At 63.8% G+C, this 24,114-nt stretch carries 36 protein-coding genes and 1 tRNA gene; 13 read left to right on the top strand and 24 right to left on the bottom strand.

Features of this window, described 5'->3' with window-relative positions; translation table 11 throughout:
* Window positions 1-376: 376 nt before the first annotated feature.
* The 10 genes from AC4OR5_RS06290 to AC4OR5_RS06245 all read right to left on the bottom strand — a co-directional run bounded on the left by AC4OR5_RS06290 (window position 377) and on the right by AC4OR5_RS06245 (window position 8,935).
* Window positions 377-453: transfer RNA gene (locus tag AC4OR5_RS06290), tRNA-Pro, on the bottom strand.
* 89 nt (window positions 454-542) lie between these two features.
* Window positions 543-899: a MerR family transcriptional regulator gene (locus AC4OR5_RS06285; RefSeq protein WP_003090655.1), complete on the bottom strand. Its 357-nt coding sequence runs from the start codon at window positions 897-899 to the stop codon at window positions 543-545.
* The gene (ihfA, locus tag AC4OR5_RS06280) at window positions 880-1,182 is read right to left on the bottom strand and encodes an integration host factor subunit alpha (RefSeq protein ID WP_003090661.1); all 303 of its coding nucleotides are present in this window, start codon (window positions 1,180-1,182) and stop codon (window positions 880-882) included. The genes AC4OR5_RS06285 and ihfA overlap by 20 nt, the downstream gene beginning before the upstream one ends.
* 3 nt (window positions 1,183-1,185) lie before the next feature.
* Window positions 1,186-3,564 (bottom strand): phenylalanine--tRNA ligase subunit beta, encoded by a 2,379-nt coding sequence (gene pheT / locus AC4OR5_RS06275; protein ID WP_116271267.1) that lies wholly within the window; start codon window positions 3,562-3,564, stop codon window positions 1,186-1,188.
* A 34-nt stretch (window positions 3,565-3,598) separates the two neighbouring features.
* Window positions 3,599-4,615, bottom strand: a complete 1,017-nt coding sequence (pheS, locus tag AC4OR5_RS06270; protein WP_003090666.1) for a phenylalanine--tRNA ligase subunit alpha — start codon at window positions 4,613-4,615, stop codon at window positions 3,599-3,601.
* A 97-nt stretch (window positions 4,616-4,712) separates the two neighbouring features.
* Window positions 4,713-5,069, bottom strand: a complete 357-nt coding sequence (rplT, locus tag AC4OR5_RS06265; protein WP_003099086.1) for a 50S ribosomal protein L20 — start codon at window positions 5,067-5,069, stop codon at window positions 4,713-4,715.
* Between the two features lie 23 nt (window positions 5,070-5,092).
* Entirely contained in the window at window positions 5,093-5,287 is a 195-nt protein-coding gene (gene rpmI, locus AC4OR5_RS06260) for a 50S ribosomal protein L35 (protein ID WP_003090673.1), read from the bottom strand.
* A gap of 61 nt (window positions 5,288-5,348) precedes the next feature.
* The gene (gene infC / locus AC4OR5_RS06255) at window positions 5,349-5,900 is read right to left on the bottom strand and encodes a translation initiation factor IF-3 (protein ID WP_003119938.1); all 552 of its coding nucleotides are present in this window, start codon (window positions 5,898-5,900) and stop codon (window positions 5,349-5,351) included.
* Window positions 5,900-7,822, bottom strand: coding sequence for a threonine--tRNA ligase (thrS, locus tag AC4OR5_RS06250; RefSeq protein ID WP_003090677.1), 1,923 nt, complete (start codon window positions 7,820-7,822; stop codon window positions 5,900-5,902). Before thrS ends, infC begins: the two co-directional genes overlap by 1 nt.
* A 249-nt stretch (window positions 7,823-8,071) precedes the next feature.
* The gene (locus AC4OR5_RS06245; RefSeq protein WP_003122565.1) at window positions 8,072-8,935 is read right to left on the bottom strand and encodes an alpha/beta fold hydrolase; all 864 of its coding nucleotides are present in this window, start codon (window positions 8,933-8,935) and stop codon (window positions 8,072-8,074) included.
* A 191-nt stretch (window positions 8,936-9,126) separates the two neighbouring features.
* Between AC4OR5_RS06245 and AC4OR5_RS06240 the strand changes: the two genes are divergently transcribed.
* The gene (locus AC4OR5_RS06240) at window positions 9,127-9,453 is read left to right on the top strand and encodes a hypothetical protein (protein WP_003090681.1); all 327 of its coding nucleotides are present in this window, start codon (window positions 9,127-9,129) and stop codon (window positions 9,451-9,453) included.
* A gap of 84 nt (window positions 9,454-9,537) precedes the next feature.
* A complete protein-coding gene (locus AC4OR5_RS06235) occupies window positions 9,538-9,714 on the top strand; it encodes a hypothetical protein (RefSeq protein ID WP_003099098.1) in 177 nt (58 codons plus the stop codon).
* Between the two features lie 325 nt (window positions 9,715-10,039).
* Here AC4OR5_RS06235 and AC4OR5_RS06230 read toward each other — a convergent pair whose 3' ends face one another.
* The 4 genes from AC4OR5_RS06230 to AC4OR5_RS06215 form a co-directional block, all read right to left on the bottom strand.
* Window positions 10,040-10,327: a DUF3509 domain-containing protein gene (locus AC4OR5_RS06230; RefSeq protein WP_003090684.1), complete on the bottom strand. Its 288-nt coding sequence runs from the start codon at window positions 10,325-10,327 to the stop codon at window positions 10,040-10,042.
* 198 nt (window positions 10,328-10,525) lie between these two features.
* The gene (locus AC4OR5_RS06225) at window positions 10,526-10,759 is read right to left on the bottom strand and encodes a hypothetical protein (RefSeq protein WP_003090686.1); all 234 of its coding nucleotides are present in this window, start codon (window positions 10,757-10,759) and stop codon (window positions 10,526-10,528) included.
* A 53-nt stretch (window positions 10,760-10,812) separates the two neighbouring features.
* Entirely contained in the window at window positions 10,813-11,595 is a 783-nt protein-coding gene (map, locus tag AC4OR5_RS06220) for a type I methionyl aminopeptidase (protein ID WP_003090687.1), read from the bottom strand.
* On the bottom strand, window positions 11,592-11,813 hold the full coding sequence (locus AC4OR5_RS06215; RefSeq protein WP_003090688.1) for a ParD-like family protein: 222 nt from the start codon (window positions 11,811-11,813) through the stop codon (window positions 11,592-11,594). The genes map and AC4OR5_RS06215 overlap by 4 nt, the downstream gene beginning before the upstream one ends.
* A 157-nt stretch (window positions 11,814-11,970) precedes the next feature.
* On the opposite strand from AC4OR5_RS06215, the gene AC4OR5_RS06210 reads away from it, so the two are divergent.
* The gene (locus AC4OR5_RS06210; RefSeq protein WP_003099106.1) at window positions 11,971-12,684 is read left to right on the top strand and encodes an endonuclease; all 714 of its coding nucleotides are present in this window, start codon (window positions 11,971-11,973) and stop codon (window positions 12,682-12,684) included.
* 18 nt (window positions 12,685-12,702) lie between these two features.
* Complete coding sequence (locus AC4OR5_RS06205) at window positions 12,703-13,221, top strand: thermonuclease family protein (RefSeq protein ID WP_009313948.1); 519 nt, start codon at window positions 12,703-12,705, stop codon at window positions 13,219-13,221.
* Here the strand turns inward: AC4OR5_RS06205 and AC4OR5_RS06200 are convergent.
* Together AC4OR5_RS06200 and AC4OR5_RS06195 are read right to left on the bottom strand one after the other, a co-directional pair.
* Window positions 13,196-13,426 (bottom strand): hypothetical protein, encoded by a 231-nt coding sequence (locus tag AC4OR5_RS06200; RefSeq protein ID WP_003090795.1) that lies wholly within the window; start codon window positions 13,424-13,426, stop codon window positions 13,196-13,198. The genes AC4OR5_RS06205 and AC4OR5_RS06200 overlap by 26 nt on opposite strands.
* 65 nt (window positions 13,427-13,491) lie before the next feature.
* Complete coding sequence (locus AC4OR5_RS06195; protein WP_003090796.1) at window positions 13,492-13,725, bottom strand: DUF3509 domain-containing protein; 234 nt, start codon at window positions 13,723-13,725, stop codon at window positions 13,492-13,494.
* Window positions 13,726-13,947: 222 nt separating this feature from the next.
* On the opposite strand from AC4OR5_RS06195, the gene AC4OR5_RS06190 reads away from it, so the two are divergent.
* Complete coding sequence (locus AC4OR5_RS06190; RefSeq protein WP_003108873.1) at window positions 13,948-14,847, top strand: YihY/virulence factor BrkB family protein; 900 nt, start codon at window positions 13,948-13,950, stop codon at window positions 14,845-14,847.
* Here the strand turns inward: AC4OR5_RS06190 and AC4OR5_RS06185 are convergent.
* Both AC4OR5_RS06185 and AC4OR5_RS06180 read right to left on the bottom strand, forming a co-directional pair.
* Window positions 14,837-15,154: a hypothetical protein gene (locus tag AC4OR5_RS06185; RefSeq protein WP_003108875.1), complete on the bottom strand. Its 318-nt coding sequence runs from the start codon at window positions 15,152-15,154 to the stop codon at window positions 14,837-14,839. The two genes, AC4OR5_RS06190 and AC4OR5_RS06185, sit on opposite strands and share 11 nt — an antisense overlap.
* Window positions 15,155-15,309: 155 nt before the next feature.
* The gene (locus AC4OR5_RS06180; protein ID WP_074222322.1) at window positions 15,310-15,753 is read right to left on the bottom strand and encodes a YqaA family protein; all 444 of its coding nucleotides are present in this window, start codon (window positions 15,751-15,753) and stop codon (window positions 15,310-15,312) included.
* Between the two features lie 134 nt (window positions 15,754-15,887).
* Between AC4OR5_RS06180 and AC4OR5_RS06175 the strand changes: the two genes are divergently transcribed.
* Both AC4OR5_RS06175 and AC4OR5_RS06170 read left to right on the top strand, forming a co-directional pair.
* Complete coding sequence (locus AC4OR5_RS06175) at window positions 15,888-16,262, top strand: DUF5064 family protein (protein ID WP_003090800.1); 375 nt, start codon at window positions 15,888-15,890, stop codon at window positions 16,260-16,262.
* Between the two features lie 110 nt (window positions 16,263-16,372).
* The gene (locus AC4OR5_RS06170; RefSeq protein ID WP_003090802.1) at window positions 16,373-16,702 is read left to right on the top strand and encodes an ElaB/YgaM/YqjD family protein; all 330 of its coding nucleotides are present in this window, start codon (window positions 16,373-16,375) and stop codon (window positions 16,700-16,702) included.
* Between the two features lie 65 nt (window positions 16,703-16,767).
* Here AC4OR5_RS06170 and AC4OR5_RS06165 read toward each other — a convergent pair whose 3' ends face one another.
* Window positions 16,768-16,965: a hypothetical protein gene (locus AC4OR5_RS06165; RefSeq protein WP_003090804.1), complete on the bottom strand. Its 198-nt coding sequence runs from the start codon at window positions 16,963-16,965 to the stop codon at window positions 16,768-16,770.
* Window positions 16,966-17,143: 178 nt separating this feature from the next.
* On the opposite strand from AC4OR5_RS06165, the gene AC4OR5_RS06160 reads away from it, so the two are divergent.
* The gene (locus AC4OR5_RS06160; protein WP_003090806.1) at window positions 17,144-17,374 is read left to right on the top strand and encodes a DUF2789 domain-containing protein; all 231 of its coding nucleotides are present in this window, start codon (window positions 17,144-17,146) and stop codon (window positions 17,372-17,374) included.
* A 348-nt stretch (window positions 17,375-17,722) separates the two neighbouring features.
* Window positions 17,723-18,193, top strand: coding sequence for a serine protease inhibitor ecotin (gene eco, locus AC4OR5_RS06155; protein ID WP_003090808.1), 471 nt, complete (start codon window positions 17,723-17,725; stop codon window positions 18,191-18,193).
* A 52-nt stretch (window positions 18,194-18,245) separates the two neighbouring features.
* On the opposite strand, the gene AC4OR5_RS06150 is transcribed toward eco, so the two are convergent.
* The gene (locus AC4OR5_RS06150; protein WP_003114417.1) at window positions 18,246-18,632 is read right to left on the bottom strand and encodes a hypothetical protein; all 387 of its coding nucleotides are present in this window, start codon (window positions 18,630-18,632) and stop codon (window positions 18,246-18,248) included.
* A gap of 186 nt (window positions 18,633-18,818) precedes the next feature.
* On the bottom strand, window positions 18,819-19,262 hold the full coding sequence (locus AC4OR5_RS06145; protein ID WP_003090812.1) for a PACE efflux transporter: 444 nt from the start codon (window positions 19,260-19,262) through the stop codon (window positions 18,819-18,821).
* 102 nt (window positions 19,263-19,364) lie between these two features.
* On the opposite strand from AC4OR5_RS06145, the gene AC4OR5_RS06140 reads away from it, so the two are divergent.
* Entirely contained in the window at window positions 19,365-20,252 is an 888-nt protein-coding gene (locus AC4OR5_RS06140; protein ID WP_003099119.1) for a LysR family transcriptional regulator, read from the top strand.
* A 210-nt stretch (window positions 20,253-20,462) separates the two neighbouring features.
* Here AC4OR5_RS06140 and AC4OR5_RS06135 read toward each other — a convergent pair whose 3' ends face one another.
* Complete coding sequence (locus AC4OR5_RS06135) at window positions 20,463-20,777, bottom strand: hypothetical protein (protein ID WP_003143770.1); 315 nt, start codon at window positions 20,775-20,777, stop codon at window positions 20,463-20,465.
* 364 nt (window positions 20,778-21,141) lie between these two features.
* Here AC4OR5_RS06135 and AC4OR5_RS06130 point away from each other — a divergent pair, with 364 nt between their 5' ends.
* Complete coding sequence (locus AC4OR5_RS06130) at window positions 21,142-22,419, top strand: OprD family porin (protein ID WP_003099122.1); 1,278 nt, start codon at window positions 21,142-21,144, stop codon at window positions 22,417-22,419.
* A 156-nt stretch (window positions 22,420-22,575) separates the two neighbouring features.
* On the top strand, window positions 22,576-22,947 hold the full coding sequence (locus AC4OR5_RS06125; RefSeq protein ID WP_003116594.1) for a hypothetical protein: 372 nt from the start codon (window positions 22,576-22,578) through the stop codon (window positions 22,945-22,947).
* Window positions 22,948-22,989: 42 nt separating this feature from the next.
* Here the strand turns inward: AC4OR5_RS06125 and AC4OR5_RS06120 are convergent, their stop codons facing one another.
* The gene (locus AC4OR5_RS06120) at window positions 22,990-23,334 is read right to left on the bottom strand and encodes a cupin domain-containing protein (RefSeq protein WP_003090818.1); all 345 of its coding nucleotides are present in this window, start codon (window positions 23,332-23,334) and stop codon (window positions 22,990-22,992) included.
* Window positions 23,335-23,445: 111 nt separating this feature from the next.
* On the bottom strand, window positions 23,446-23,655 hold the full coding sequence (locus AC4OR5_RS06115) for a hypothetical protein (RefSeq protein ID WP_003090820.1): 210 nt from the start codon (window positions 23,653-23,655) through the stop codon (window positions 23,446-23,448).
* A 270-nt stretch (window positions 23,656-23,925) separates the two neighbouring features.
* Here AC4OR5_RS06115 and AC4OR5_RS06110 point away from each other — a divergent pair, with 270 nt between their 5' ends.
* Window positions 23,926-24,114, top strand: a complete 189-nt coding sequence (locus AC4OR5_RS06110) for a hypothetical protein (protein WP_003090821.1) — start codon at window positions 23,926-23,928, stop codon at window positions 24,112-24,114.

Genomic DNA, 24,114 nt, shown 5'->3' with positions numbered 1-24,114 from the left:
TTCCTTCACCGGCACACCGGCCTCCGCCTGCTTGAGGAAGTCGAGAATCTGCTCTTCGGTAAAACGCTTTTTCACTGCCGTCTCCTGCTCGGAAAACGGACTCTACTAAGTTTGACGTGGTACTGAAATCGGGGGCAGGTCAAAATCGAATCGGAATGCTGCAGAGATAGGCATGCTCAGGACTCGTCATGACAGCACAGCGGAGTCAGAGCCTCCGTCAATTCAACAGAGTCAGCTGACTGCTAGCTAACCCCGGCTCAATCGCAGCAAAGAACCTCGGTGGCACAAAAAGTGGCACAAAAAATCGATTCAGAAAAATTCATCGCCCATAAAAAAATCCAGTCACCGCTAAGTGACTGGATTTTCTAGGGTTTTTTGGTCGGGACGGAGTGATTCGAACACTCGACCCCTTGCACCCCATGCAAGTGCGCTACCAGGCTGCGCTACGCCCCGACTGTACTTCCAAGCTCAGTGACTGTGCTTCCGAAGTGAGCCGCACTATATACTAAGCTTCTGATAAGTGGAAGTTTTTTTTGCTTCCGTCACTTCTTCAGGACCAGCAGGACTTCCTCCAGCTCGGCGATCATCTGGCGGATGAGCTGCTTGTACTGGGTGACGTCGTCCTTGGCCTCGTCGCCGGAGAGGCGCTGGCGCGCCCCGCCGATGGTGAAGCCCTGGTCGTAGAGGAGCGCGCGGATCTGGCGGATCATCAGCACGTCCTGGCGCTGATAATAGCGGCGGTTTCCGCGGCGCTTCACCGGGTTGAGCTGCGGGAACTCCTGCTCCCAGTAGCGCAGCACGTGGGGCTTGACCGCGCACAAGTCGCTGACTTCGCCGATGGTGAAGTAGCGCTTGCCGGGAATCGGTGGCAGCTCGTCGTTATGACTTGGTTCCAGCATATGCCTCAACCCTGGCCTTCAGTTTCTGCCCTGGACGAAAGGTGACAACGCGGCGGGCCGTGATCGGGATTTCTTCGCCGGTCTTCGGGTTGCGTCCGGGGCGCTGGCGCTTGTCGCGCAGGTCGAAGTTGCCGAAACCGGACAGCTTGACCTGCTCGTTGTGCTCCAGCGCCTGGCGGATCTCTTCGAAGAACAGCTCCACCAACTCCTTGGCTTCCCGTTTGTTCAGGCCCAGCTCTTCGTACAGACGTTCCGCAATTTCAGCTTTCGTCAGAGCCCCCATACGCTATTTCCTTAACGTGGCATTGAACCTTTCTTCCAACGACGTGACGATGTTCTGCGTCGTGCTATTGACTTCATCGTCATTAAGAGTGCGCGATGGATGCTGCCAGGTCAAGCCGACGGCAAGGCTTTTTCTATGCGGATCAATGCCTTTACCGTGATACACATCAAACAGCCTGAGGTCCGTCAGCCATTCGCCGGCCGCCGCACGGATTTGTGTCAGGATGTCTTGTGCCGGCACGTCCTGATCCACCAGCAGCGCCAGGTCGCGGCGCACTTCGGGGAAGCGCGACAGCTCGCGGAACTTCGGCAGGTGACCGTCGACCACTTCGGCCAACAGCAGCTCGAAGAGGAACACCGGCTGCTCGAGGTCGAGTTTCTTCGCCAGTTCCGGATGCAGCGCACCCAGGTAGCCGACCAGCCGCCCTTCCCGCTCGATGCGCGCGGTCTGCCCCGGGTGCAGCGCCGGGTGCTCGCCGGGCACGAAGCTGAAGTCGCCGAGGGCACCGGCACTGGCCAGCACTGCCTCGACATCGGCCTTGGCGTCGAAGAAGTCCACGCCGTCACGGCCGTTGGCCCAGCCTTCCGGCAGGCGCCTGCCGCAGATGGCGCCGGCGAGCATGGCTTCCTGCTTCAGGCCTTCCAGTTGACCGACGAAGCGCAGGCCGCTTTCGAACAGGCGGACCCGCGACTGCTGGCGGTTGAGGTTGTGCTGCAGCGCCTTGACCAGGCCCGGCCAGAGGCTGGAACGCATCGCCGCCATGTCGGCGGAGATCGGGTTGGCCAGGGTCAGCGGCTGGGTGCCCGGATCGAACAGTTCGAACAGGGCCGGATCGATGAAGCTGAAGGTGATCGCTTCCTGATAGCCGCGGGCGACCAGCAGGCGCCGCAGCAGCGGCAGCGCGGCGCGCGCTTCCGGCTTGTTGTTCGGCGCCAGGCGCGCCTGCGGGTAGCGCACCGGCAGGCGGTTGTAGCCGTAGAGACGGGCCAGTTCCTCGATCAGGTCGACTTCCAGGGAAATGTCGAAGCGATGGCTCGGTACGCCGACTGACCACTGCCCTTCCCCGTCGGCTACCACCGTCAGCTCCAGGGCTTGCAGCAGGCGCACGATCTCGGCGGCGTCCAGCGGCATGCCGAGCATCTGGGTCACGCGCTCGGCGCGCAGGGTGATCGGCGCGACCTTCGGCAGGTGCGCTTCGCTGACCTGCTCGACGATCGGCCCCGGCTCGCCGCCGACGATGTCGAGGATTAGGCGCGTCGCACGCTCCATGGCCTTGCGCGCCAACTGGCTGTCGACGCCGCGCTCGAAGCGGTGCGAGGAGTCGGTGTGCAGGCCATAGGAGCGGGCCTTGCCGGCCAGGGCGATGGTGTCGAAGAACGCGGCTTCGAGGAACAGGTCGCGGGTGCTGTCGCTGACGCCGCTGTGCTCGCCGCCCATCACCCCGGCGATGGCCAGGGCGCGCTGGTGGTCGGCGATCACCAGGGTGTCGGCGCGCAGGGTGATTTCCTGGCCGTCGAGCAGGACCAGCTTCTCGCCGTCCTCGGCCATGCGCACGCGCACGCCGCCGTTGATCTCGGCAAGGTCGAAGGCATGCATCGGCTGGCCCAGTTCGATCATCACGTAGTTGGTGACGTCGACCACCGGGTCGATGCTGCGGATGTCGGAACGGCGCAGGCGCTCGACCATCCACAACGGGGTCGGCCGGCTCAGGTCGACGTTGCGGATCACCCGGCCGAGATAACGCGGGCAGGCGGCCGGCGCGGCGAGTTCGACCGGACGGGTCTCGTCGTGCTGCGCGGCGACCGCGTCCACCGCCACCGGCGCCAGCGGGACGTCGTAGATGGCGCTGACTTCGCGGGCCAGGCCGGCGAGCGACAGGCAGTCACCGCGGTTCGGGGTCAGGCCGACCTCGATGGTGTAGTCGTCCAGCTCCAGGTAGGTGCGGACGTCCTGGCCGACCGGCGCGTCGGCCGGCAGCTCGAGCAGACCGGCGTTCTCTTCGCTGATCTGCAATTCCTTGGCCGAGCAGAGCATGCCGAAGGACTCGACGCCACGCAGCTTGGCTTTCTTGATCTTGAAGTCGCCCGGCAGTTCGGCGCCGATCATGGCGAAGGGAATCTTCAGGCCCGCGCGCACGTTGGGCGCGCCGCAGACGACCTGGAAGGTCTCGCTGCCGTTGCTGACCTGGCAGACGCGCAGCTTGTCGGCGTCCGGATGCTGTTCGGTCGAGAGCACCTCGCCGACCACCACGCCGCTGAAGGCGCCGGCGACCGGCAGGTCGGCGTCGACCTCGAGGCCGACCATGGACAGGCGAGCGACCAGCTCGTCATGGGAAACCTGCGGATTTGCCCAGCTCCACAGCCACTTTTCACTGAATTTCATCCTGTTCTCCTAAGGAATCCGGTTGCGTTCTGGCCTAGCGGAATTGTCCGAGGAAGCGCAGATCGTTATCGAAGAACAGACGCAGGTCGTTCACCCCGTAGCGCAGCATGGCCAGGCGCTCGGCGCCCATGCCGAAGGCGAAGCCCTGGAATTTCTCGGGATCGATGTTGGACATGCGCAGCACGTTCGGGTGCACCATGCCGCAACCCATGACTTCCAGCCAGCCGGTCTGCTTGCACACGCGGCAGCCGTTGCCGCTGCAGATCACGCACTGGATGTCCACTTCAGCCGAGGGCTCGGTGAAGGGGAAGAAGGACGGACGGAAGCGCACTTCGAGCTGCTTCTCGAAGAAGGCGCGGAGGAATTCCTCGATGGTGCCCTTGAGGTCGGCGAAGCTGACGCCCTCGTCCACCAGCAGGCCTTCCACCTGGTGGAACATCGGCGAGTGGGTCAGGTCGGAGTCGCAGCGGTAGACGCGCCCCGGGCAGACAATGCGGATCGGTGGCTGCTGGGACTCCATGGTCCGCACCTGTACCGGCGAGGTGTGGGTGCGCAGCAGCATGTTCGCATTGAAATAGAAAGTATCGTGCATGGCACGCGCCGGGTGGTGGCCCGGAATGTTGAGCGCTTCGAAGTTGTGGTAGTCGTCTTCGACTTCCGGGCCTTCGGCGACTTCGTAGCCGATGCGGCTGAAGCACTGCTCGATGCGCTCCAGCGTGCGGGTGACCGGATGCAGGCCGCCGCTCAGCTGGCCACGGCCAGGCAGGGTGACGTCGATGCGCTCCGCGGCCAGCCGGGCGGCCAGCGCGGCCCCTTCCAGCTCGGTCTTACGCGCGTTCAGCGCATCCTGGACCTTTTCCTTGGCCACGTTGATCAGCGCGCCGACCTTCGGCCGCTCTTCGGCCGGCAGGTCGCCCAGGGTCTTCATCACCTGGGTCAGTTCGCCTTTCTTGCCGAGGTAGTGAACCCGGATCTGCTCCAGGGCATTGACGTCTTCGGTGTGTCGCACAGCCTCCAATGCTTGAGAGACCAGCGCATCCAGGTTTTCCATGTATGGACTCCAGATACAAAATAGGGGAAGAGCGGTAAGGCTCTTCCCCTATCGGTGACGTTACGTCCGGACCGAGGTCCGGTGATTGTCGTAGGGCTTAAGCCAAGCTTGCCTTCGCTTTCTCGACAATCGCGGTAAACGCCGCTTTTTCGTTCACTGCCAGATCGGCCAGGACCTTACGGTCGATCTCGATGGCCGCCTTTTTCAGGCCGGCGATCAGGCGGCTGTAGGACAGACCGTTCTGACGAGCACCAGCGTTGATACGGGCGATCCACAGTGCGCGGAACTGACGCTTGCGCTGACGACGGTCACGGTAGGCGTATTGGCCAGCCTTGATCACCGCCTGCTTGGCAACGCGGAACACGCGCGAGCGTGCACCGTAGTAGCCCTTGGCGAGCTTCAGAATTTTCTTGTGACGACGACGGGCGATAACGCCACGCTTAACACGAGCCATGAATTAATCCTCTACCTTAATAATCAGCGCAGACGCAGGGAGCGTTCTACGCGCGCAACGTCAGACTTGTTCAGCATCGAGGTGCCGCGCAGTTGACGCTTACGCTTGGTGGTCATCTTGGTCAGGATGTGGCTCTTGAAGGCGTGCTTGTGCTTGAGGCCACCAGCAGTCTTCTTGAAGCGCTTGGCCGCGCCACTTTTGGTCTTCATCTTTGGCATGTTCGGATACTCCGCATTGAGTGATTACGCATAACCGCAAGGCCTGCCAGTGCCCTGGTGGTTACTTTTTCTTCTTGGGAGCGATGACCATCATCAGCTGGCGTCCTTCCAGCTTAGGATGCTGCTCGACGGTGCCGTACTCCACGAGGTCGGCTTCGACCCGCTTCAACAGCTCCATCCCCAGCTCCTGGTGAGCCATCTCACGGCCGCGGAATCGCAGGGATACCTTGGCCTTGTCCCCTTCACTAAGGAAACGTACCAGGTTGCGTAGTTTTACCTGGTAATCCCCTTCTTCCGTCCCTGGACGAAACTTGATTTCTTTGACCTGCGCCTGCTTCTGGTTCTTCTTGGCGACCGCAGCCTGCTTCTTCTTCTCGAACAGGTGCTTGCCGTAGTCCATGATGCGGCAGACAGGAGGCACCGCGTCGGCCGAAATCTCAACCAGGTCCAGCTTCGCCTCTTCGGCTAGGCGGATCGCCTCATCGATCGAAACAACACCAACCTGCTGGCCATCAGCTCCAATCAACCGTACCTCACGAGCCGAGATGTTCTCGTTGATCGGGGGTTTCGGTTGAGCTCGCTTATCCTGTCTCATTTCACGCTTAATAATGATTACTCCGAGTCTTGGCGACCACGCCGGGAAACCGCCTGTGCCAACAGCTCAGCGAACTGGGTGACGGGCATGGAGCCCAGGTCTTCCCCTTCGCGCGTACGCACCGCGACGGCCTTCGATTCAACTTCCCGATCTCCAATAACCAAGAGATAGGGAACCTTGAGCAAAGTATGCTCGCGGATTTTAAAGCCGATCTTCTCGTTTCTCAAGTCGGACTTGGCACGGAATCCGCTTTCCCCGAGGATCCGCACCACCTCGGCGGCGAAATCGGCCTGCTTGTCGGTGATATTCATCACCACCGCCTGGGTCGGCGCCAGCCAGGCCGGGAAGGCTCCGGCGTAGTGCTCGATGAGCATGCCGATGAAGCGCTCGAAGGACCCGAGGATCGCGCGGTGCAGCATCACCGGGCGCTTGCGGTTGTTGTCCTCGGCGATGTAGCTGGCGTCCAGGCGCTCCGGCAGGTTCGGGTCGTACTGCAGGGTGCCGCACTGCCAGTTACGGCCGAGGCAGTCCTTCAGGGTGAACTCGATCTTCGGCCCGTAGAACGCGCCCTCGCCCGGCTGGTACTCCCAGGCCAGGCCGGATTCGTTCAGCGCATCGGCCAGCGCGCCTTCGGCGCGATCCCACAGCTCGTCGGAACCGACGCGCTTGGCCGGACGGGTCGACAGTTTCATGGCGATGTCGGTGAAACCGAAGTCGCGGTAGACCTGCAGGGTCAGCTTGATGAAATCGGCCGCTTCCTTCTTCACCTGTTCTTCGGTGCAGAAGATATGCGCGTCGTCCTGGGTGAAGCCGCGCACGCGCATGATCCCGTGCAGCGCGCCGGAGGGCTCGTTGCGGTGGCAGGCGCCGAACTCGGCGAGGCGCAGCGGCAGATCGCGATAGGACTTCAGGCCCTGGTTGAAGATCTGCACGTGGCACGGGCAGTTCATCGGCTTGACCGCGTAGTCGCGGCTTTCCGAGGAGGTGGTGAACATGTTCTCGGCGTAGTTCGACCAGTGGCCCGAACGCTCCCAGAGGATGCGGTCGACCACCTGCGGGGTACGCACTTCGACGTAGCCATGGTCGCGCTGGACCTTGCGCATGTACTGCTCGAGCACCTGGTAGACGCTCCAGCCGTTCGGGTGCCAGAACACCATGCCCGGCGCCTCTTCCTGCAGGTGGAACAGGTCGAGCTGCTTGCCGATGCGGCGATGGTCGCGCTTCTCGGCCTCTTCGATGCGCTGGATGTAGGCCGCCAGTTGCTTCTTGTCGGCCCAGGCGGTGCCGTAGATACGTTGCAGTTGCTCGTTCTTCGAGTCGCCGCGCCAGTAGGCGCCGGAAATCTTGGTCAGTTGGAACGCCTTGAGGAAGCGGGTGTTCGGCACGTGCGGGCCGCGGCACATGTCCACGTACTCCTCATGGAAGTACAGGCCCATGGCCTTCTCGTCCGGCATGTCGTCGATCAGGCGCAGCTTGTAGTCTTCGCCACGGGACTTGAACAGCTCGATGACCTCGGCGCGCGGGGTCATCTTCTTGATCACGTCGTAGTCCTTGTCGATCAGCTCGCGCATGCGCTGCTGGATCGCCGCCATGTCCTCGGGGGTGAAGGGGCGCTCGAAGAAGATGTCGTAGTAGAAGCCTTCCTCGATCACCGGGCCGATGACCATCTTCGCGGTCGGATAGAGCTGCTTGACCGCATGGCCGACCAGGTGGGCGCAGGAGTGGCGGATGATCTCCAGTCCTTCCTCGTCCTTGGGCGTGATGATCTGCAGGGTCGCGTCGCGATCGATGGTGTCGCAGGCGTCGACCAGGCGGCCGTCGACCTTGCCGGCGAGGGTCGCCTTGGCCAGGCCCGCGCCGATGGATTGGGCCACCTCGGCCACGGAGACCGGGTGATCGAAGGAACGTTGACTGCCGTCGGGAAGAGTAATGATGGGCATGGCGCCTCCTCTCCTAGTGGTGACCCCTACCAAAGGCCACGTGGGTTGGGATGTGCCAGTAAGCGTCGCCCGCCGGGCCGGCCTGCCTCACAGTGGCAGGCGCCTTGCGGCACCCCTGCGCCGAAGCGCGCGGACGGAGATCACTGGGAATGGATACTGACGAAAAACGCCGGAGCTGATCCGGCGCGAAGCGCCCATGGTAAAGCATCCGCGGCGAGCTGACGAGCGGTCAGTTCGCCCGGCCTCGCTTCAGGACGTTTCCACGTCCGGCGCAACGCCATCGACGCGCGCCAGGAACTCCAGTACCGACCGGTTGAAAGCCGCCGGACGGGTGGCATTGAGGCCATGGGACGCGCCCTGGATGCGTTGCAGCTCGGCGCGCGGCAGGGCCGCCGCCAGCGCCTCGGCGGTGGCCGGGAATGGCAGCGGGCTGCGTTCGCCATTGAGGATCAGGCTCGGCAGGTCGATCGAGCGCAGTTCCGACAGCGCCAGCGCCGGCGGCTGGTCGGCCACCTGCCCGACCAGGGTCATGGCGTTGTCCAGGGTCATTCGGCGGAACGTCGCCGACGAGCGTTTCCATACCCCGGCGCCGCTCACCGTATCGACGAACAGTTCCAGTCCCCGTTCCGCCTCGCCGCCACGGATCAATTCGAGCGCCTGGCGCCGGAACTGGTTGCGTTCCAATGGCTCCTCGGGCGCAGGCAGGCCGGCGTGGGCGTAGACCTCGGCGGCATAGTCGCCGCCGGGATCGGCCAGACTCAGCGAACGCAGGGCGTCCGGAGCGGCCAGCGCCAGGCGCAACGCCAGGTTGCCGCCACGGGAATGGCCGAGCAGGTGTACCGGCTCGCCGAGCCGCTCGACCAGCGCCAGCAGGTCGGCGACGTGGCGGGCGCTGGTGAAGTCCGCACCCTGCCCGTCCCAGCGCTCGGGGTAGTAGTGACGCAGGCTCGGCACGATCAGCCGGTGGTGCTCGCCGAGGCTGCGCAACTGCCATTGCCAGTAGCGGTAGTCGCAGAGCGAACCGTGGACCAGTAGCACCGGCGTGCCTTCACCCAGGTCCTGATAGACCAGTTGATACCCATCCACCTCGAACGAGGCGAGTTCGCCACTCATGCACGCAACCCTTTCGGTTTCTTTTTCGACTCAGCGCGACGAACGGTGAGCGGGCCCGCAGCCCGATGCACGGCATCGCCTGGAAAAGATGGATGTTAACGGCCTGAGGTCACGCCCCGTAATGACAAATAGGTCTAGGGCCGTCTCGCCCGCTGGACTAGGCTGGAAGTTCCCCTGCGGAGGTGACGCCGATGAATACGCCGATCTTCTACGAGCTATTCCGCAACCACCCGCTGCATGCCCCGTCCGCCCGGACCCTGGCGAGCATGCTGGCCCTCGGCCTGGCTCTGGCCGGGGTATGGGCCCTGCTGCTGGGCTGGGGCATCGGCCTGGGCATCGACAACTTCGCCATGTACTTCGGCTGGACCGCCCTGCTCATGACCATCCTCCTGGTCGCGCTGTTCCTCGGCGCCACGCTGTTGCGCATGGAGGCCATCTGGCTGGCTTTCCTGCTCGCCCTGCCCCTGCTGACCAGCCTCACCGGCTGCCTGGCCCTGGTCGGCGCCGGCCCCGAGTGACCGCGTTTCAGACCATGGTCGAAGACCGATTGCAGTAATTCCCCTTCCCGCAGGGTCTATCCTTGGGTAAGAGGAGGACGAACCATGACTCCCGAATCCTTCGTCACATTGCTGATCGTCGCCTGGCTGGGCCTCGCCGGCGTCACCCTGTGGGCCTTCCTGCGCGTGCCGCGTCGGCGCGCACGCCTGCAACGCAAGGCACGGCAAGCCGAAAACCGGCATCCCGCACGGCCGCCACAGCCTCTTCCGCAACGCAGCTGAAGCCGCCATGCCGACCGGTCACGGCAGGAAGGCGTGCTGGGAAACCCCCAGCAACAGATAGGCCGCCAGCACGGTGAACGCGAGAAAACCCACGACGTAACGCAGCATCCCGACTCCTGTCAGTCATTTCATCCCTGATGCTGACCCGAACGACCTTGCATCGTTCTGCGCCAGCCTGCCGAAGCGCCGAACGGGCAGGCCAGCCCTGGCCTTCCCTTCCGACACGAGCGGGGCCGGTCGATCCTCGCCCAGCCCCCTCGAAGCTTCACTCTAGCACTCTCGCCCGCCCTGCCGGAGGTCTCCGCCAGGATTCCGGACGAACCGTTCAGCCCGCCATGTAGCTCGGCAGACCGCGCTCCTGCAGACGACGCAGGGTGCCGACCACATCCACCGGCAGGCTCCCCGCCTCCAGGGCCAGGTCACGGCGCACGGCGTTGATGAACCAGTACATGCGCTTCTCGTCGGCCAACTGGGCGGCGGACACCACGCGACGGGTCACGATCTCTTCGCCGTTGCGCAGGGTCAGCAGGGCGCCGCCGTCCGGACGCATCTGGGTGGATACGGCAAAGGTGGCCTGGAAGGCATCGAACAGCATCTTGATGGACTTTTCCATGATCGTTTATCCCCTCTTGCATGAAAACCGACCGCGAACTTCAGCGCAGCCGCAACACGGGGAAAGGTGGCAGCTTTCATGCCAGCCACATGGAAAATTAAAAACATTCAAAATCAATAACTTACGAAAAGACTCAGCGAAGCGGTCCGTGCAAACTGCAAGATCGTGCGAAATGCATCATGCGATTTGCCAGCAGGCTCAGTCGGAAAACAGCGGCCGGCCCCGCGCATCGAAGCCGCGCACCCGGTACAGCGCCGCTTCCGCCAGCGACAGCGCGGCCGCCGGACTCTCGCACGGCGGCTGGCCCGGCAGCACCAGCCATTCGGTGCGTCCGTCGTCGATGCTGGTTATCTCGATCTCGGCCAGATAGCCGCTGTCCTCGCGCAACCAGGTGGCGCGCAGTTCGAACTCGCCAAAACGCCTGCCGGACACCCGCCAGCCTCCCTTCGGAAAAGTCGTCGCAGTGTAACCAGGCCGGGCGTCGATCAGCCAGCCAGGTCGGCCAGCGCCTCGCGCTCCTCTTCGCGCAGGGTCAGGACTCGGCAACCCCGCTCGGTGACCAGCACGGTGTGCTCGTACTGGGCCGACAGGCGGCGGTCGCGGGTGGTCACGGTCCAGCCGTCCTTGTGCAGCTTCACCGCGTGGCCGCCCTGGTTGATCATCGGTTCGATGGTGAAGGTCATCCCGGCCTTCAGCCGCGCACCCGCGCCAGCGCGACCGAAGTGCAGGACCTGCGGCGCCTCGTGCATCTTGCGGCCGATGCCATGCCCGCAGTATTCGCGGACCACCGAATAACCGTTGGCTTCGGCGTGACTCTGGATGGCATGCCCGATATCGCCGAGGGTGGCGTCCGGGCGCACCACGCGGATCGCCCGGTACAGGCATTCGCGGGTGACGTCGAGCAGCTTCTGCGCCTGGCGGTCGATGGCGCCGACCCGGTACATCTTGCTGCTGTCGCCGAAATAGCCGTCCTTGATCACCGTGACGTCGACGTTGACGATATCGCCGTCGCGGAGGATCTGCTGCGCCGACGGCCAGCCATGGCAGACCACCTCGTTGACCGAGGTGTTCACCGTGAACGGATAGCCGTACTGCCCCTTGCTGCCGGGAATCGCCGCGAGGGTGTCGACGATGTAGCGCTCGCAGAAGCGGTCGATCTCTGCCGTGCTGATGCCCGGCCGCACCACCTCGTCTAGGGCTTCGAGGACTTTCGCGGTGAGCGCGCCGGCCACGCTCATGCGCTGGATTTCCTCCGCGCTCTTGATCATCCCGAGATCCTCGCCGCGTCCTGCTCGCGGCGGTCGCTTTCGCGCGCTTCGTCCATCAATTGACGTAGCACCTGCGCATAGGTCAGGCCGGGATTGGCTTCGATCAGCATGCCGATGCGCATCCAGTGCTCGGCCTGGGCATTGATCGAGCGCGACATGGCCTTGCAGGCGATGCGCGCCTCTTCGTGCAATTGCTCGGAAATCTTCACCAGGCCCACACTACACCTCGACTACAAAACATATACGGAACGCATACTAACCATCGCATGGACGCGGCGCAAACGGGAAGGTCCGCCCCTCGCCTGGCCATGGACTGGCCACGATTGGCATCTCCTGCAAAATCAGTAACATGCGGATTTTTTTGGAAGTTGCCGCATGCTTTCCCGTTTGTTTGTAGGCCTTTTCGCCCTCCTCCTCGCCAGCGCCGGCCAGGCCAACGCCCCGCGCACGTTCTCCGAAGCGAAGAAAATCGGCTGGAAGCTCTACGCCCGGCAATCCGTGGAGTTCTACTGCGGCTGTCGCTACTCGGGAAATCGTGTCGACCTCGCCAGTTGCGGCTACAAGCCGAGGAAGAACGCCAACCGTGCGCGGCGCATCGAGTGGGAACACATCGTTCCGGCCTGGGTGATCGGTCACCAGCGGCGCTGCTGGCAGAACGGAGGGCGGAGCAACTGCGCGAGGCACGACAGCACCTACCAGCGCGCCGAGGCCGACCTGCACAACCTGGTGCCGAGCATCGGCGAGGTCAACGGCGACCGCAGCAACTTCGGCTTCGGCTGGCTGCCGCAGAAACCCCAGCAATACGGCGCCTGCCCGATGGTGGTGGACTTCAAGGCGCGCAAGGCGATGCCACGCCCGCAGATCCGCGGGATGATCGCCCGCACCTACTTCTACATGAGCGACCGCTACGGCCTGCGCCTGTCGAAGCAGGATCGCCAGCTCTACAACGCCTGGCACAAGCAGTACCCGCCACAGACCTGGGAGCGCCAGCGCAACCACATGGTCGGTTGCGTGATGGGCTGGGGCAATCCCTATGTCGGCCCGGTGGACCTGGCGACCTGCAGCAACCTATCCTCGCGTCGACGCTGACCTCCGCCGGAGTAGCCCATGATCTTCCGCACCCTCGCCCTGCTGCCGCTCTGCGCCACCCTGGCGTTCGCCGCCGACGCCGGGGAGCGCCGCTTCGACTGCACGGTGGTGGCGATCCACGACGACGCCAGCCTGGGCTGCCGCCTGCCCGGCGCGAACAAGGCACTGCGCATCCAGCTCGACGCCGTCGAGCTACCGGCCGCCGAGCCCTGGCGTCGGCGCGCCCGGGAAGCCCTGGAAGACATGCTGCTCGGCAAATCGGCGACCATCCGCGAGCAAGGCCGCGACGCGCGCTTCCGCATCCTCGGCGCGGCCTGGGTGACCCCGGCCGACTGCCCCACCTGCGGACATACCCTGGATGCCGGGCTGGCCCTGCTGACCATTGGCCTGGCCAGTTGGCGCGACGCGCCGGACAGCGGCCAGACGGCCGAGGCGCGCGGCCAGTACCGGTTCGCCGAGGAAGAAGCGCGGGCGCGCAAGGCTGGCCAGTGGGGACCGCGCGACGCCGCTCCTACAGATGGATCTCCGCGAACTTGATGCCCAGCCCGCGCAGTTCCTTGACCGCGTCGTCGAGCCGTCGGAACGACATCACCTCGTCGCTCTCGTCGACCAGGAAATAGCTGCGCCCGCCGTCCTTCTTGAAGAACACGATCCATTCCCTGGCCAGGGTGGGATTGGCGATGATGTGGGTCGCCGAGATCTTCCCTGCCGCCTGCCTGTCCCGAACCTTCTCGCGCTTCATTGCCTTCCCGTTAGCTGTGTGGAAAGGCGGAATTATCGCATCATCGGTTCCCGCGGCGAAAAAACTCAGCGTGCCGCCATCGCCATTTCCATGCCCGGCACGGCCAGTTCCCGGCGGATGCTGCGGATCAGCCACTCGGTCTCCGGCGGCGCGCTGAGCTGCGGCGAGGGTATGGTGCGAGCCACGTAGCGGCCGTCGGCGGCCTGCAACTGCAACAACAGCGCGCCGTCGTGGCGGCTCTTGCTGGACAACTGGAACTCGGGAAAGGCAGCGGCGATTTTCTTCAGGTCGACAGACATGGTGCGCTCCATTTCTGAGAAGTTGGACGGAGGCCCGCCGCGCGGCGGGCAGGCGCAGTCTGGCTAACGGATGCGACCGAATGATGACGCCGGCGACGAACCAATTCGCCCGCCGTGGCGTCCCAGAAAGGACGCGACGAATTTCACCCAACGGAAAACGCCTGGCGGCAAGCGGCCATCGGTGGTCGATCGTCATCGGCACGCACACAGCAAGGAGATGGAATGTTCCGTACGGCTTATCGGGAAATAGGCCTGTTCGGCCTGGTCAAGCGCACCGTGAACGAGTTCCTCGAGGACGACATGCCGACCTACGCCTCGGCCCTCGCCTACCAGATGCTGTTCTCGCTGTTTCCGTTCCTGCTGGTGCTGATCACCCTCGTAGGCTACCTGCACCTGCCGGAGTTCTTCGCCTGGCTGCGCGAGCAGGCGGCGTTGTTGCTGCCGCCGGAGGCGATGGACCAGGTCAATCCGGTGATCGACCAGTTGCAGCAGCAGAAAGGCGGCCTGCTGTCGATCGGTATCGCGGTGGCGCTGTGGACCTCCTCGGCGGGCATCCGCTCGATGATGATCGCGCTCAACGCGGCCTACGACGTGAAGGAGAGCCGCCCGGTATGGAAGCGCTTCTCCCTGTCGATCCTCTACACCCTCGGCATCGCCCTGTTGTTGCTGGTGGCGGCCGGCCTGATGGTCACCGGGCCGCAGGTGATCGCCTGGATCGCCAGCCTGGTCGGCCTGGAACAGTACCTGGTGACGCTCTGGACCTGGCTGCGCTGGCCTCTTGCGGTGTTCCTGCTGATGCTCGCGGTGGCGCTGTTCTACTACCTGGTGCCGGATGTCGAGCAGCGTTTCCGCTTCATCACTCCCGGCTCGGTGCTCTCGGTGATCGCCTGGATCGCCGCGTCCCTCGCCTACGGCTTCTACGTGAAGAACTTCGCCAACTACAACGCCATGTACGGCAGCATCGGGGCGATCATCATCCTCCTGCTGTACTTCTACCTGTCGGCGGCAGTGGTGCTGTTCGGCGCCGAGCTGAACGCGGTGATCGAACACCATTCGGAAGACGGCAAGGATCCTGGCGAACGCGAACTTCCGGACAACGACGACCCCGAACTCAAGGCTTGAGCAGGGCGTCGGCCTCGCTGACGCTGGCCTTGCCGGTGGCGCGCCGGTACAGACACAGCTCGCGGCCCTGGCGGCCCTGCATGTGCGGCTGCGGATAGCGGCCCTGCAGGAGCAGCGCCGAATAGCCCACCTCATCGTCGAAGGGCAGTACCTGCCCCACCGCGCGTACCTGGCGCAAGCCGCTGGCTTTCAGGCAGGCGGCACGCACCATGGCGTCGTGCGCCTGCCATGCCTCGGCCGTGGAAGCCCAGGCCGGCGCCGAACCGAGCAGCAGGCAGACCAGCGATCCCGCAACCACCCTCGACATTGCGCACCTCGCATCGCCGGAAACAGGCAGGAAAAGAGAAGCCCCCGGGACCACAGCGGCAACTAAAGGCCCCGGGGGCGATGAGGCGGCAGTTACACCTCGCAGCAATGGACATTGCCCCGCGAAAAATAGTTCTACGCTCGCCGACGAAGCGCTCAGCCGGCCCAGCCCAGCACCAGCGCAGCCAGGACCAGGTAGCGGAGCGTCTTGGCCAGACCGACGATCAGCAGGAAACTCCAGCAGGGCTCACGCATGATGCCGGCCACCAGCGTCAGCGGATCGCCGATGACCGGCACCCAACTGAGCAGCAGGGTCCAGCGGCCGTAGCGGCGATAGTGTCGCTGCGCCCTGAGCAACTGCGCCTCGCCCGCGGGAAACCAGCGGCGACCGCGGAAATGCTCGAGGTAGCGACCCAGCCACCAGTTGACCCAGGAACCCAGTACATTGCCGACGATGGCCAACGCCAGCAGCCACGCGACCGACTGGCCGCCGCGCAGCAGCAAGGCGGCCAGCACGGTTTCCGACTGCAACGGCAGCAGGGTCGCCGAACCGAACGCCGAGAGGAACAGCCCGGCGTACGCGGCCCAGTCAGTCAACACCGAACGCTCCCAGCGCCATTCGCATCCCCACTCCAATCCGAAAAAAACTGACCTGGGACAGCCGTCCCGAGGCCGGCGAAGCATACCCTGGCAGGCAAGGGCATTTCCCCGGTTATCCGAAAAGGAGGCAGGCCATGTTCATTCCCGGCCATCTGCATCTCGCCTCGGCCAGCGAAGTCGACCGCCAGGCATTCGATATCCACCTGCGCTACCGGGTCCTGGAGGCCGAGGCCCGCCCGGTGGCCGTACACTTCGACATGGAGGGCCGGATCGACGGCCAGCCTTTCAGCGAAAGCTTCGAACTGCCACGCGACGCCGCCGTGCATTTCGCCAGCCGTGCCAGTCGCCTGGCCCGGCGCCACGGCCTGCGCTTGCGGCAGGGACCGATCGTGCGCCAGCGCCGCGAGTACGACGCTATGTTCGACGACCTGCGCCGACGCCTGAAACTCAAGAGCGGCGAAGCGATCGACCTCGACCGCTACCTGCGCGGCGAGGCCGGGGCATCCTGAAACGGCTCTCCCGCATGCTACGGAAGCCCCCGACTCAGGCCATGCCGTGCAACTTTCAGCGAAGCGGGCGACTCCATACCTAGGTAACCATCCTCGTCAAGGAGACCGACATGACTCTGAAAACCCGCTCCGCTCGCGCCAAGCAGGCTATCCAGGACCAGGCCATGGCCGAACTGCAGGACCTGATCGCCGAGGTGGACCAGTTGATGAGCGGCACCGGCAGCCTGGCCGGCAAGGAGGGCGCGAACCTGCGTGAACAGATCAATTCCGTGCTGCATCGTGGTCGCGACGCCATCGAGCGCACCCGCCGCGGCGTGGTGCAACGCAGCCAGGCGGCCGCCGAAGCGACCGAGGAATACGTCGAGGACCATCCCTGGCAGACCATCGCCGTCTCGGCCGGCGCCGGCTTCCTCCTCGGCCTGCTGGTGGGCCGCCGCTAGGGCGTTTCCGCAGGCAACAGAAAGCCCGCGCTCGGCGGGCTTTTCGGCAAGGCAAGGGCCTTGGCTCAGGCGGAGATCGCCGCCTCCAGCGGCCAACTCAGTTCCCAGGTTCCCTTCAAGGCTTCCGCCTCGTCACGGCTGGTGAAGGGGCCGGCCCACATGGCGCCGTCCACCATCAGGATCCAACAGGCCAGCAATCCCTTGCTGCGCAGCGATTCGGGAACGGACGTCCCCACCAGCACGGCGACTTCGATTCTGGACATAGGCTGACTCCGGTTATCATTAGCTTGCTAATAATAAGCGCCCGCCCCTTCGCCATGAAGCGCGCCGCGCACAACAGTCTTTTTCATCTGCGACAAAATTACCCACCCCCGGCTCCCACGGCGGCCCTGCCGTCCCGCCGGCTATAGTGGAAAAACAGCGAGTCCAGGAGGAACCGTCATGGACACCAGCCCGCACACCTTTTCCAACCTGTTCCGCCAGTTGGGGCTCCCCGCTGGGCGGGACGACATCGTCGCCTTTCTCGCCCGGCACCACCTCGAGGAGGGCACGGCGCTGCCCGATGCGCCATTCTGGAACCCTGCCCAGGCCAGCTTCCTGCGCGAGGCCCTGGCCGAGGACTCCGACTGGGCCGAACAGGTCGATGAACTGGCCTTGCAACTGACCCGCTGAAAAAAACGCAAACTGATGCGCTGACGGCTCTATCGTGCGGAACTTGCTATGAGTTGGCGGGGAATTTCAAGTCACCGGCATCGATAGCCACTATCAGCCCAAAGCATTTTTCCCCAGCGGAGCGGCGTGAGATCGTAGCGGCGTCGGGAGAACCCCAAGTCCCCGACGCTCCTTTGAAGACCATCGCCCTCCCCCCGCAGATGGTCTTTTTTTTGCCCGCGATTCGGCCGTGCCCCGACCGGCTGGCCCAGGACATGGAACATTCCGTTACGTCCCCCACTGAACTTTTCACCCGTGCCTCGGTGTCTTACCCTGCTCGCGTTACCACGTAAGGAGAACCTCAAGGACATGAAAGCACTACTGATCGCCGCCGGCGTTGCCGCTCTTTCCAGCACCGCCATGGCCGCCAAACTGGATGAAAAGGTTCCCTACCCGAAGGCAGATGCCGGCTTCACCCGCCAGGTCATCCACCTGCCGAAACAGGACGCGGAAGACGCATTCAAGGTCGAGATCATCGCCGGCAAGACCCTCGAGGCCGACTGCAACCAGCAGCGCCTGGGCGGCGAGCTGGAAGAACACACCCTGGAAGGCTGGGGCTACTCCTACTACCGCCTGGACAAGGTCAGCGGGCCGATGAGCACGATGATGGCCTGCCCCGGCCAGAAGAAGGAGCAGCGTTTCATCCCGGTGGTCGGCGAAGGCTTCCTGCTGCGCTACAACAGCAAGCTGCCGATCGTGGTCTATGCGCCGAAGGACGTGGAGGTCCGCTATCGGATCTGGTCGGCGTCCGAAAAGGTCGAGAAAGCGGTCAGCGAATAAACGCCGCGCATGAAAAAGCCGCCCACGGGCGGCTTTTTTCGTTGCGCCGGCGTCAGCCCGGCACCAGGCCGATGTTCAGGCCGGAGTCCACGGTGATCCGGTAATGCGTGGTCTGCCCGTTCTGCACATGCACCACCTGCTTGGGCGCCTCGCCGCGGCAGATCCCATCGCCCTGCACGGATACCACCCGCAGCCCCGCCGGAAGACGGAAACGCGCGCTCTCGCCGGCCTGGATCTCGGCGGCCAGGCGGCTATCGATGATCAAGCGGGTATTGCAGACGCTGCCGAGGAACTCGCGGTCCCGGGAAACCACCAGGAAGGCGTCGCCGTCGTCACGGAACTGGTAGTTGTACAAACGCTCCTTCGGTACCTGGTCCGTCTCGTCGAGCGAGGGCGTCGATGTCGAACAACCCGCCAGCAAGACGGTCCCCAGTAGCATCCCCAAAATCCGCATAGTGACCCCAATCCGTTCATCGAAATGCCGCACCCCATCCTCGCCGGGGCAGACCTTCATGGCTTGCGGTCGTACTTCCTCCCTGAACCGGCACCACAGCGCACGTCCGTCTAAGGTAGGCGATTTGCCCCGGCCAAGGCGAGCGCGAATGGCGCTGAAGAAAAAAAATCCTCAGACGGAGGCCGCCTCGCCGGCCGGCAACGCGGAAGTCGGGAGGCCGAACAGGCGATCGAAGGCCCAGTTGAAGAGGAAGGTGTAGCACGGGATCAGGACGATCAGCGCCAGGTCCAGCCAGAACGCCTCCAGCAGGGAAATCCCCATCCACCAGGCGATCAGCGGGATCAGGTAGACCACCAGGGTCAACTGGAAGCCGATGGCGTGCGCCACCCGCCGCGCAATGCTGCGTCCGCGCACGGCCTGGCGCCGCTCCCAGAACTCGAACAGGCAGTTGTAGATGAAGTTCCAGGTCACCGCGACGGTGGTGATCACCACCGCCAGGGGGCCGGTGGTAGTGGGCGTGGAACCGGCGAGCAGGGCCAGCCCCAGGGTCGAGATACTCATCCCGATCAATTCGTAGGCGGTCACGTAGACCAATTTGCGCTTGATGCCTTGCACGTGGACCTCTCGGGCGTGATAGCGGAAAGGCGGGCAAGGTTGGATCAATTTTCTTGACAGAAAAAGTCAGCAGCTTTCAGATCTTCTGATAGGAGAATTGCCATGAACTTTTCCAGCGATACCATCGAGCTGTTCCTCGCCGTCCTCGACCGCGGCTCCTTTTCCGGCGCCGCCCGTGCCTTGGGTCGAGTGCCTTCGGCGGTGAGCATGGGCATCGCCAACCTGGAGGCGGAGCTGGGTTTCGCCCTTTTCGAGCGAACCCACCGCGAAGCCCGTCCTACGGCGCTGGCCAGGGCCCTGGCACCGCAAGCGCGGATGATCGCCGAGCAGCTCGCCCAGTTGCAGGTGCATGCGCTGGAACTCTCCCAGGGATTGGAAAGCCGCCTGTCGCTCGGCGTGGTTGCGGACATCGACAGCGGGCGGCTGTTCGGCGCCCTCCGCACCCTTTCCGAGCGCTACCCGCTGCTCGATGTCGAGGTGCTCAGCGCGGCGCAGGACGATGCCCTCGCCCTGCTCCATGGCGGCCGCATCAGCCTGTGCTTCGGATTCGCCGGCATCAGCGTGAACCCGCAGGAGCGCTTCCAGTATGTCGGCGCGGAATCGCTGGTCGCGACCATCTCGCCGCGCCATCCCGCCCTGCAGAAGCCGGGGCAGGCGCTGTACCTGGAAGAGCTGGTGAACGTGCGGCAGATCCTGGTGGCCAGTTGCGACCTGCCGTTGGCCGACACCCGTCCGCTGATTGCCGGCGCCTGCTGGCGCACCGACAGCCTGGGCACGGCGCTGGAAATGGTCGAGGCGGGGATCGGCTGGGGCAATTTCCCGTTGTCCCGGGTCGCGCCGCTGCTGGCAACGGGAAGGCTGGTACGCCTGGACTTCAGGAATACCAAGAACGAGCTGAAACTGCCTGTCCACGCTATCTGGCTGAAAAACCAGCCATTGCGCAAGGCCGCCCAGGAACTGGTTGGCATGCTGGCCACCCGTCCCGATTGAAGCGTTATGCAATGCACTTCACAGAAAAAACGAGACCCGTCACGCGAATCGCCGCACACGCCGGCTCCCCGGCCTCCAGTACTTGATCTCGATCAAGCGCAGCGCCGGCCATAGGCAGATGATCGTTCTGCGGCCATCCTCCGTTTGCGGCCGTAGAGCTCCGAACACTTCATGCTAGGGGGGCCGGAGCTCTTCCCTCTTCCTCGCGGCTCAGGAACAGGTCCTGGCCGCATCGATGAAGGCCCCGCGGGTGACCCAGGGCTGCTGATCATGGATTCGCACCAGGCTGCCACCCCCCGCCGGCTGCACCTCCAGCCATTGACCGGCGTCCGCCAGGCGATAGCCGCGGCCTTCCTCCACCAGCGCCACGCCCGGCGCCTGGCGTTGCCACTTGGGCAAGACGCACATCGCGTAATCGTAGGGAGCCTTGCTAGTGCTGGCGGCCAGCGCCGGGGCGTTCGAAGCGGGAGGCGAGGCACAGGCGGACAGGGCCAGGGCGGCGAATACAGCGATAAGAATCTTCATGTCACGTCCCTCTTTGTCGATCCGTTCACGATTCGACGGTATCACCGCCCAAAGCGAGAACTGCAGCGACTTCGCGGCATGGTACTTATCGATAAGGTTGATATTGCAGGCGCATGACGAAGCGATCCGGCAACGCCCGATTCAGAGCCTATGGAAGGGGCTTTCCTTGCACTTTGGTTATTAGCAAATGACTCGAAGCTTTCTTGGATCGAACAATGTTCTGGTATTGTTGCGCCGCCAACGGGAGAAACAAGAAACCAGAACCGCCACGCACGGTAAATGGGACAAATGACTCCCGTGCACTTCGAACCTTGCGCTTCCTTCAATTTCAGCGCACATCAAGCCAACAACCAGGAACAATAAGATGTTGAAGAAAAGGATTTGCCTGCTGGCACTGGGCATCGCGACTGCAAGCCAGGCGATGGCCAATGACCAAGAAGCAGCAAAGGGGTTTGTCGAGGACAGCCACCTCGATCTGTTCTTCCGCAATGGCTACATCAGCCGTGACTACAAACATGGCCGGCAGGACAAGGCCGAATGGGGCCAGGCCGCCACTGCCACCTTCACCTCCGGCTTCACCCAGGGGACGGTGGGCGTCGGTGTCGACGCGTTCGGCCTGTACGCGGTACGCCTGGACGGCGGCAAGGGTCGTAGCGGCGCCGCCGGTATCGATTTCTTCAAGCAGGGCGACAGCGGCTCCGCGGCGGACGATCTGTCCAAGGGCGGCGCGGCGGTGAAGTTCCGCATCTCCAACACCGTGCTCAAGTACGGCGACCAGATGCCCAGCCTGCCGGTGCTCAGCTACGACAACTCGCGCCTGCTCCCGGAAAGCTACAGCGGCACCCTGATCACCTCCAAGGAGATCGAGGGCCTGGAGCTGAACGCCGGTCGCTTCACCGCGGAATCCCGCAAGAGCGCCGAAGGGCGCGACAGCGGCGGCCTGAAGAGCATCAACGTGTTCGGCGGCAAGTACGCCTTCACCGATCACTTCAACGCCTCGCTGTACGCTTCCGACGTCGAGGACGTACTGAAGAAGCAGTACATCAACCTGAACTACACCATCCCGCTGCAGGCCGACCAGTCGCTGAACTTCGACTTCAACGGCTATCGCACCAAGCTGGACAGCGACTTCGCCGACCAGAACTTCAACGGTAACCGCGACAACAAGATCTGGAGCCTGGCGGCGTCCTACACCATCGACGCCCACACCTTCATGATCGCCCACCAGCGCAACACCGGCGACACCGGCTACAACTACGGCTGGTACCAGAATGCCGGCGGCATCGGCGACGGCGGCACCACCATCTGGCTGGCCAACTCCTACTGGTCGGACTTCAACGCCGAGGACGAGCGTTCCTGGCAGGTCAGCTACGCCCTGGACTTCGCCAAGTACGGCGTGCCCGGCCTGACCTACCGCGTAGCCTACGTGCGCGGCGACAACATCAAGACCGCCGAGACCAGCAACGGCAAGGAGCGCGAGATCTTCAACCAGGTCCAGTACGTGGTGCAGAGCGGTCCGGCCAAGGACCTCACCCTGCGTCTGCGCAGCTCGTTCCTGCGTGTCTCCAACGACGCCCGCTCGTACAACGACGACGGCAACGAAATCCGTGCCTTCGTCGAGTACCCGTTCAGCGTGTTCTGATCGAACCTGCGAGCGCGACGAGAACCCCGGGCCAGTCCCGGGGTTTTCTTTTTTGCGTTTCGTGCGCCAGTTCAACCTTATCGGGTAGAGCCGTACAGCTTCGGAAAGCCAGTGATAGCATTCGCTCTCGCTTGCCATTGCTTATCGATATCGACAATGCCGTTCCGGAAACACCTTCTGCTCCCCCTCCTCGGTCTTGCCCTGCTGCTCGGCGGTTGCGGCCCTAGCGTCAGCTACTCCTACATTCCGCCGACCAGCGATGCCGGCCTGCACTGCGTGAGCCAGTGCAATGCCGAGAAGCGCCAGTGCAAGACCCTCACCAAGCTGCAGCAGCGCCAGGACGAGGCGCTCTACCAGGCGCAGAGCACGGCCTACAACTACTGCATGCAGAACAGCGACAAGAAGAAGCGCAAGTCCTGCCCCTACCCGCAGCGCAACTTCGATTTCGGCGACGACTGCCAGGACGAGTACCGCAGTTGCTACCAGTCCTGCGGCGGCACCATCCGCCGCATCGTCCACCAGGACTGAGGCGCGACGTCCGGCAGGCATCCCGGACGTGCGGCAATACCGTCAGGCGAAGACGAAGTACTTGCGCACCGTCTCCACTACCTCCCAGGTACCACGCAGGCCCGGTTCGATGACGAACACGTCGCCCGCCCTCAGGTGCACCGGTTGCTCGCCTTCCGGGGTGATGATGCAGTAGCCGTCGAGGAAGTGGCAGAACTCCCAGCGTTCGTAGTTCACCTCCCACTTGCCCGGCGTGCAGATCCAGGTGCCCATCAGCTTGCTGCCGTCCGCCGAGGCGTATGCGTTGAGGTTGACGGTATGCGGATCGCCGTCGATCCGCTTCCACTTGGTGGCGTCCAGCACGGGTACGGGACAGGTATCGCGCAGTACGGTGATGAAATCTGACATGGTCGCTCCAGGAAGGCAGTGGATGAATGCCTCACCATAGGGCCACGCGCGGGGCGCCGGTTGTCTGGGTTCGACATCGGCCTAGCTGAAAGCGCTAGGCAGCCCGTGCGCTCAGCGACGCCTGCCATTCAGCGCTGCCAGCAGGTCGCAGACCATGATCAGCAGCAGCATGGGTACGGCGAACGGAAAGAATGCCAGCGCCGCGTATTCGTAGGCCTGGCCCGTCCACCACAGGCAAAGGCTGGCGACCGCCACGAGCAGGAAGCTGGCGGCGACGATGAACTTGCACAAGCGCGAGGCGAATCTGAGCGTATCGTCCACGACGAATCTCCTTCGGCGACTCCCCCGCAGTCTGCCGAAACCGCTCTGTCCCGGCGGTGACGCACGAATGACGATTCGGACAGAATTGTTACGCCTGCCGCAAAACTTCATTCCACTTTGTTAGCTGGCTAATCAAATTCCCCCTTGATATCGTCTTTTTCGCCAGATCCCCAAGGCCTGGCAAATGTCCCTTGTACAGGCCATTACCAACCCTCCCCCCGCTTGGTAATGGCCTTTTTTTTCCCTTCTGCCGTAGTCCATGGAGATCGCATGCCACGCATTGCCCTGGTCCTGGGTGTGCTGCTGGTCAGCGCCTGCGCACAGCCTGTCACGCCGGACTCGATAGTCGAGGAATCGTTTTCCCGCAGCGCCAGCGAACGCCAGCTGGAAGAGCTGAACCGCCAGGGCCTTCCCTACGAGCAGTACCGGCTGCGCCGCCAGCGCATTCTCGGCCGCTGA

The sequence above is a fragment of the Pseudomonas sp. YA1 genome (assembly GCF_058680555.1).
This window is presented reverse-complemented; position numbering and strand designations above follow the sequence as displayed.

What these genes read in the sequence shown, in the direction of transcription:
- pheT (WP_116271267.1), bottom strand. Translation starts at nt 3,564, where the DNA reads ATGAAATTCAGTGAAAAGTGGCTGTGGAGCTGGGCAAATCCGCAGGTT.
- AC4OR5_RS06285 (WP_003090655.1), bottom strand. Translation starts at nt 899, where the DNA reads ATGCTGGAACCAAGTCATAACGACGAGCTGCCACCGATTCCCGGCAAG.
- AC4OR5_RS06130 (WP_003099122.1), top strand. Translation starts at nt 21,142, where the DNA reads ATGTTGAAGAAAAGGATTTGCCTGCTGGCACTGGGCATCGCGACTGCA.
- AC4OR5_RS06135 (WP_003143770.1), bottom strand. Translation starts at nt 20,777, where the DNA reads ATGAAGATTCTTATCGCTGTATTCGCCGCCCTGGCCCTGTCCGCCTGT.
- AC4OR5_RS06245 (WP_003122565.1), bottom strand. Translation starts at nt 8,935, where the DNA reads ATGAGTGGCGAACTCGCCTCGTTCGAGGTGGATGGGTATCAACTGGTC.
- pheS (WP_003090666.1), bottom strand. Translation starts at nt 4,615, where the DNA reads ATGGAAAACCTGGATGCGCTGGTCTCTCAAGCATTGGAGGCTGTGCGA.
- eco (WP_003090808.1), top strand. Translation starts at nt 17,723, where the DNA reads ATGAAAGCACTACTGATCGCCGCCGGCGTTGCCGCTCTTTCCAGCACC.
- map (WP_003090687.1), bottom strand. Translation starts at nt 11,595, where the DNA reads ATGATCAAGAGCGCGGAGGAAATCCAGCGCATGAGCGTGGCCGGCGCG.
- AC4OR5_RS06235 (WP_003099098.1), top strand. Translation starts at nt 9,538, where the DNA reads ATGACTCCCGAATCCTTCGTCACATTGCTGATCGTCGCCTGGCTGGGC.
- rplT (WP_003099086.1), bottom strand. Translation starts at nt 5,069, where the DNA reads ATGGCTCGTGTTAAGCGTGGCGTTATCGCCCGTCGTCGTCACAAGAAA.
- AC4OR5_RS06165 (WP_003090804.1), bottom strand. Translation starts at nt 16,965, where the DNA reads ATGTCCAGAATCGAAGTCGCCGTGCTGGTGGGGACGTCCGTTCCCGAA.
- AC4OR5_RS06170 (WP_003090802.1), top strand. Translation starts at nt 16,373, where the DNA reads ATGACTCTGAAAACCCGCTCCGCTCGCGCCAAGCAGGCTATCCAGGAC.
- AC4OR5_RS06190 (WP_003108873.1), top strand. Translation starts at nt 13,948, where the DNA reads ATGTTCCGTACGGCTTATCGGGAAATAGGCCTGTTCGGCCTGGTCAAG.
- ihfA (WP_003090661.1), bottom strand. Translation starts at nt 1,182, where the DNA reads ATGGGGGCTCTGACGAAAGCTGAAATTGCGGAACGTCTGTACGAAGAG.
- AC4OR5_RS06125 (WP_003116594.1), top strand. Translation starts at nt 22,576, where the DNA reads ATGCCGTTCCGGAAACACCTTCTGCTCCCCCTCCTCGGTCTTGCCCTG.
- AC4OR5_RS06160 (WP_003090806.1), top strand. Translation starts at nt 17,144, where the DNA reads ATGGACACCAGCCCGCACACCTTTTCCAACCTGTTCCGCCAGTTGGGG.
- AC4OR5_RS06120 (WP_003090818.1), bottom strand. Translation starts at nt 23,334, where the DNA reads ATGTCAGATTTCATCACCGTACTGCGCGATACCTGTCCCGTACCCGTG.
- AC4OR5_RS06140 (WP_003099119.1), top strand. Translation starts at nt 19,365, where the DNA reads ATGAACTTTTCCAGCGATACCATCGAGCTGTTCCTCGCCGTCCTCGAC.
- AC4OR5_RS06195 (WP_003090796.1), bottom strand. Translation starts at nt 13,725, where the DNA reads ATGTCTGTCGACCTGAAGAAAATCGCCGCTGCCTTTCCCGAGTTCCAG.
- AC4OR5_RS06240 (WP_003090681.1), top strand. Translation starts at nt 9,127, where the DNA reads ATGAATACGCCGATCTTCTACGAGCTATTCCGCAACCACCCGCTGCAT.
- thrS (WP_003090677.1), bottom strand. Translation starts at nt 7,822, where the DNA reads ATGCCCATCATTACTCTTCCCGACGGCAGTCAACGTTCCTTCGATCAC.
- AC4OR5_RS06205 (WP_009313948.1), top strand. Translation starts at nt 12,703, where the DNA reads ATGATCTTCCGCACCCTCGCCCTGCTGCCGCTCTGCGCCACCCTGGCG.
- AC4OR5_RS06210 (WP_003099106.1), top strand. Translation starts at nt 11,971, where the DNA reads ATGCTTTCCCGTTTGTTTGTAGGCCTTTTCGCCCTCCTCCTCGCCAGC.
- AC4OR5_RS06110 (WP_003090821.1), top strand. Translation starts at nt 23,926, where the DNA reads ATGCCACGCATTGCCCTGGTCCTGGGTGTGCTGCTGGTCAGCGCCTGC.
- AC4OR5_RS06185 (WP_003108875.1), bottom strand. Translation starts at nt 15,154, where the DNA reads ATGTCGAGGGTGGTTGCGGGATCGCTGGTCTGCCTGCTGCTCGGTTCG.
- AC4OR5_RS06230 (WP_003090684.1), bottom strand. Translation starts at nt 10,327, where the DNA reads ATGGAAAAGTCCATCAAGATGCTGTTCGATGCCTTCCAGGCCACCTTT.
- AC4OR5_RS06200 (WP_003090795.1), bottom strand. Translation starts at nt 13,426, where the DNA reads ATGAAGCGCGAGAAGGTTCGGGACAGGCAGGCGGCAGGGAAGATCTCG.
- rpmI (WP_003090673.1), bottom strand. Translation starts at nt 5,287, where the DNA reads ATGCCAAAGATGAAGACCAAAAGTGGCGCGGCCAAGCGCTTCAAGAAG.
- AC4OR5_RS06150 (WP_003114417.1), bottom strand. Translation starts at nt 18,632, where the DNA reads ATGCTACTGGGGACCGTCTTGCTGGCGGGTTGTTCGACATCGACGCCC.
- AC4OR5_RS06175 (WP_003090800.1), top strand. Translation starts at nt 15,888, where the DNA reads ATGTTCATTCCCGGCCATCTGCATCTCGCCTCGGCCAGCGAAGTCGAC.